We start from the raw sequence: 5,249 nt of genomic DNA, 5'->3' as shown, positions 1-5,249 counted from the left end.
CGGAAAGCGCACGCGCTCCGGGAACGCGCCGATAATGAGCGCAGGCGTGATGACGGCGAAGGTCATCTGAAACAGCACGAACACCGCCTCCGGCAAGTTGCCGCGCAGCGCCTTGTTGCCGAGATGGACGAGGAAGGGGTTATCGAGCGGACCGATCAACGCCCCGCCGTGGCCGAAGCTAAGACTGTAGCCGAATGCCGCCCAGAGCAGCGAGACGACGCAGCAAATGACGAAGCAATGCATCAGTACCGAGAGCAGATTCCGCGCGCGCACCAGGCCGCCGTAGAACAGCGCGAGCCCGGGAAGCGTCATGAACAGCACGAGCGCCGACGCGACCAACACCCAAGCCGTGTCGCCCGTGTCCAGCCCCATTGCTCCGCCGGCACAGGCTGGCGACGCGGCGATGCACGACAAGATGAGCGCGGGCACATAGCGCCGGCCGACGCCTCTCAGCAGGAACGACATGGTGCTATCCCGTGGGCTCTGGCGGAGCCGTGGACAAGAACGAACTCGCCACGTTGCAGCCCGCCAAGGTCGGAAAGTACTGATCTGCGTATGGTTAGCAAGCTTGTGAAAATCTGCTTTCGTAAACTTGTCGCTGTTGAAGTTATCTTGCGGAGAAATGAGGCGAGGCGCCGCCATCAGAGGCGCGATATTCCGGGGCCGGTCGACCGACTGACGCGACGTGTAGCAGAAGATGTGAAGACAGCCTACAAGTTGGAGCGAAACAAGCATACGGAAGCTAAACTTACGCAGCTGATTCCCGACGAGTTGGTGCCACGATTCGCGTTCGCCGGCAGTCCAGAAGGAATCACAGAACAGATCAACGGCGAGGGCTCGGCGTTGATGAAGTAATCCTCGCAATTCCTCCCGAGGGTGCTAGGCTGCCCCCCGCGACGAAGTCATTTGTGATCTAATGCCGCTGTTCACAGCCAGCGCGCACCGGCGAGGACGTTCTGACCTCAGGATAGTGAAGGGACCGGCGGCATAAATTGGCCGCGGCTCCCAACTGAGTGGCCATCAGGATATGTGTGGGCGTCTGAACGTCGGACGGTAGCGCCGCCGCGGTTGATCACACGGCACTTAGTGTTAATTCGAATGCGAAGTTCTTCTCCTTCGCGAGACAGATGTTCCAGCCTGTCCACCATCCGCACCAGATCGGCTATCGACCGTGCTCCCATCTTGGCCATAACTCGACCACTGTGAACGCGAGCCGTCTGCGTGCAGACTCTCAATTGGCCTGCGATCTGCTTGGGTCCCTGTCCCGCTGAAAGCAACACCATCGTCTCCCTTTCGCGAGGCGAAAGCGATGCAAGCCGGGTTCGAAGCTCGTCCAAGGTCTGCTTTTGTAAACGCGCTGCGAGATCACGCTCGATGCCGCTTCTCACCGCGTCGAGCAGCTCTTCATCTTGAAAGGGTTTAGTAAGAAAGTCTATGGCCCCAGCTTTCATCGCCCGAACGGACGTCCTTACCTCGTTCTGAGCGGTAAGAAACACTAAGGGTGTTTTGCGTCTGGTTTTTTCTTGTCGGGACTGGAGATCGAGACCGCTTATGCCGGGCAACCGCACGTCTAGCACGATGCAATTGGGTGAATGAGACTTGCTTCTCTTCAAATATTCTTCGGCCGATTTGAAGAGCTCGATTTTCAGGCCCTCCGCTTCGAGCAAGATCCGCAATCGCGCTCGCCAGGAGTCGTCGCTGTCGATAATAGCAATTAAAGCTTGATCGCCGGTCATGAGTTATTACCACCGCCCTTGTTTAGTCCAATTGACGGTATCGTCGCAGCATGTTCTTTGCTTGCGGAGTCTCCCGACAACCCGTGGCGATTGGTCCGCGCCACTCTACTCCGAGAGGCGCCGCTGGGCGCGTCATGTGGCGCCTCCCAATGCGAAGCAGTATACGGTATCCGACGGGTGCAATGGATTGGGCGGCGGTGCGCACAAGTGATTTCGTCCATCCGGATTATCCCTATTGCGTTCCACCTTTTCGGGCGGAATGAGAACGTACTTCCCGTCTTCTCTACGCTTGGCATAGATGTTTCCGTCAATGTATTGGATTTCAGTCGGGTAGCAGTCCGCGTCGTTGCAACAGCTAGCCGATGGATTATCGGGCATGTGCCACGTTGAATAGAATTTTTCGTGTAGCCACTGGTCTTGTGGAGGATGATGGAGGGTAGCGTGACCTTCACCCTCTTGCGCCTGGAGTGGCAGACCCGCCAGTAGACAGCAGCTCCACAGGATGAGTCTGAACAAAAGGCCCAAGGTGCACATTCGTTGTTTTCCGAATTACGAAATCGGGTGAATTCACGCAGGACTTTCCATGCAGCGCCCTAGGCGGCGATCTGAAGTCGGCGTAACCATTTGCGGTTCGTCTCGCGGCGGGTCTTGAGGCGTTGAACGCACTTCTTTGAACAGAGGGGAGTTCGCCAGGAATAGTGCCGGATGAGACCGAACGGTCCGTCACAGATCGCGCAACGCTTTGGCGCGCCAAGCCGGGTATTTTGAGAACTGTTGAGCATTTTTGTCTCCTCTGGTCTTCGCGTGAGCCCTATTTCTCATTCCTTCTTTGTTGTCGCACTCCGTCCACAGGCAAAGTGCATCCCGATGTCGTTGCAAGAATTGCGATCGAGCCGTCAGCCAAATCGTTGACATTCGCGTCCTGCAATCGACCAATCTAGAACTGACGGCGAGATTAAGATGATGGAGATGAATGGCTCAATTGTACGTTGGTGCGCGCCGGTAACCGAGAGGGCTGCAACAACTAAACAAAGGTTTGCGTTGATTGCTTTTCGCTCGCAATCTTTCACGGACACTTGCACAACCAGGCCATAACGCTTGTTGAATCGTGCTGGCGGAGCGCGATCTTTGTGGCCACTTGCCCGGTGCCTTGTGACGACGCGTCTGTCTTGAGATCAGTATGCAAATGAAACGGCGCACTTTCAGTCAAGAGACGGCATGACTGATCAAGACGGCTTGAGAGAGCACGATATTCTGGAAATGATCAGACAAGGAGCATGAGATGGCAATGCTTAGAATTCTCGGAGCGGTCGCGCTCCTGACGATCAGCGGTGAATTGCCCGCGTTCGCCCAGGCGGCGATACAGGAACCGGGCGCTTACGCCTTTTACCACCCCAATGCTGATGTGTTGAATGCAGGCCGGCCATCGGCTCGATCGTTCTATCCAATGAGCGCCTTTGCAAGTAGTGCATACGACCCAAGCCTGCGAACGCCTTCGCGGCGCCACCGCAAGTGACTGTCCTAGATCCCTAACGCAGGCGATGATTCCTCGGTCGACCAAGAAACACTTTATTGCTTTCGGGGCGGGAGTTCGGCGTCCGGTGGTCGCACTTTCGCGTCAAGCCCGATCATAGTCTGGGCTTGGCGCGCGCACTGCAGGGCGTGTAGGCGGATCGGTTCTCGTCGCTTATACTCTACTACCTCAAGCGGGCAGTTGCATTAGCGATATGTTGCGCGCTCGTATGTAGCGCCGCTTGCTCTTCCCCACTCATCTGCGGCATGAGAACGCACTCCACACCAGTTGCCCCAATCACCGATGGGAGAGAGACGCTGACTCCAAAGGCAGCTTGGGGGCTCGACACCGGAAGAACAGCCTTCTCATCCCTAAGAACGGCCTCGACGAGGCGCGCGGACACGATCCCGATTCTGTATTGACTAGCTCCAATTCCCTCGATGATCGTGATGTTGGCATGCCGAACGTCCTGTTCGATCCGCCGTTTGATCGATCGATCAAATGAGTGCTTCGACCGAATTGTCGGCAATCCGCGCGGAGGACCAGAGAAAGACGCTAGCGGTCCCGTGTTCACCGACGTCTCGTTTCTGGACTGGCGAAGTATGATGTTCCGCTTGAGGGTCGCTAATGGGGGATTAGTGCCCCAGCCTAATCAATTTAATTGATGGGATCGTTCCGACGACGGACATCGGAGCCTGACGATTCCGCGCAAGAATGCACAACGCGAGCAATGTAGCGCAAGCGATCATTGCGTATTGTGCTTAGAAAGAAGACGTCCAACCCGGGGCATTCCCAGTCAAGAGTTGGGCCAATTGCGCCAGCAAAGCGATCAACAATGAATCATCTCATCAACGCATTGTCCAGGTCCAGTCTTCTCAAGGACGATCTCGACTATCTGCTAATTCGCGCGTCGATGGTGATCGTATTCCTGCTGTTTGGATACCAGAAATGGTTCGAGTACGAGGCCAACGTACTCATTCCCTATATCAGCAATGGGCCGCTTATTTCATGGATGTATCCTGCGTTCGGCATTCGGGGAGGCAGCTGGTTTGTCGGTGTGATGGAATGGCTGATCTGCTCGCTTCTGTTCTGGGGATTCTGGAACAAGCAAGTGGGGATCCTCGGATCGATCGGATCATGTATTACATATGTTGCGACCGTGACGATCATTCCATTTATGCCGAACGGCTGGGATCAGGTTGCCGGAGGATTCCCGGCAATGACTGGCAACGTTCCTTTTCTCATGAAGGATGTGGCGCTCCTTGCAGCATCGGTCTATCTGCTGAAGCAGGATGTCGTAAAGGTGACGCGTTCGGCGGAGCGCGGCGGCACCGTCAGCTTTCCGATCAGGTGCCTTGTCTGGATACTGGTGAAACTAGATCTTCTCAGAGAGGATCTTGAGTATCATTTACTCCGTGCGTCAATGGTGCTCATATTCCTGTTCTTTGGGTATACCAAATGGCATCAATATGGGGCCCAGGCAATGATCCCCTTCATTAGCCACAGCCCTTTCATTTCCTGGCTGTACCCTGCGTTCGGCCTCCGCGGAGGCGCCCGATTCCTGGGTGCATCGGAATGGACGATTTGCGCGCTCCTGTACGCAGGATTCTGGGATAAGCGATTGGGAATTCTTGGAGCTATCGGTTCCGGCGTCACGTTCATCACGACCGTCACGATCATCCCTTTCGTGCCGAATGGATGGGATCCGTCTGCCGGGTTTCCAGCGATGGCCGGCAACGTTCCCTTCCTTATGAAGGATGTGGTCCTTCTCGCTATATCGATCTATCTGCTGAAGCAGGATGTCGCGAGGATGTCGCTTCGCGTCGAGATTGCCGACATGACCCCGAATCGTTCGCGCGCGAATGGAATGGCGGCCGCTGTCCCGACATCAGCCGCGTTCCTCGCAAGAACGTGAGCTGAAGCGCGAAAGCGGCCAACCTGCGCATCACGTACGATCGGTGCATATGAAGCTGGATGCGCAGACTTGGCTGCCCGCAGAA

At 56.0% G+C, this 5,249-nt stretch carries 6 protein-coding genes; 3 read left to right on the top strand and 3 right to left on the bottom strand.

The annotated features are described in order from the left end of the window. Positions 1-465: hypothetical protein (locus tag VNX88_14455; GenBank protein HWY69869.1), on the bottom strand; the 465-nt coding region annotated here is incomplete at its 3' end. A 234-nt stretch (positions 466-699) separates the two neighbouring features. Here VNX88_14455 and VNX88_14450 point away from each other — a divergent pair. Then, positions 700-855, top strand: a complete 156-nt coding sequence (locus tag VNX88_14450; protein HWY69868.1) for a hypothetical protein — start codon at positions 700-702, stop codon at positions 853-855. 107 nt (positions 856-962) lie between these two features. On the opposite strand, the gene VNX88_14445 is transcribed toward VNX88_14450, so the two are convergent. Then, positions 963-1,736, bottom strand: coding sequence for a response regulator (locus VNX88_14445; protein HWY69867.1), 774 nt, complete (start codon positions 1,734-1,736; stop codon positions 963-965). Between the two features lie 1,282 nt (positions 1,737-3,018). Between VNX88_14445 and VNX88_14440 the strand changes: the two genes are divergently transcribed. Continuing rightward, positions 3,019-3,252: a hypothetical protein gene (locus tag VNX88_14440; GenBank protein HWY69866.1), complete on the top strand. Its 234-nt coding sequence runs from the start codon at positions 3,019-3,021 to the stop codon at positions 3,250-3,252. A gap of 181 nt (positions 3,253-3,433) precedes the next feature. Here the strand turns inward: VNX88_14440 and VNX88_14435 are convergent, their stop codons facing one another. Continuing rightward, complete coding sequence (locus VNX88_14435) at positions 3,434-3,823, bottom strand: hypothetical protein (protein ID HWY69865.1); 390 nt, start codon at positions 3,821-3,823, stop codon at positions 3,434-3,436. Positions 3,824-4,084: 261 nt separating this feature from the next. Between VNX88_14435 and VNX88_14430 the strand changes: the two genes are divergently transcribed. Then, entirely contained in the window at positions 4,085-5,164 is a 1,080-nt protein-coding gene (locus VNX88_14430) for a DUF417 family protein (protein HWY69864.1), read from the top strand. Positions 5,165-5,249: the final 85 nt, after the last annotated feature.

This window comes from Terriglobales bacterium, assembly GCA_035567895.1.
Taxonomy (GTDB): domain Bacteria; phylum Acidobacteriota; class Terriglobia; order Terriglobales; family Acidobacteriaceae; genus Gp1-AA112.
Note: the sequence above shows the minus strand (reverse complement) of the source record. Positions and strands in the feature narration are given on the sequence as shown.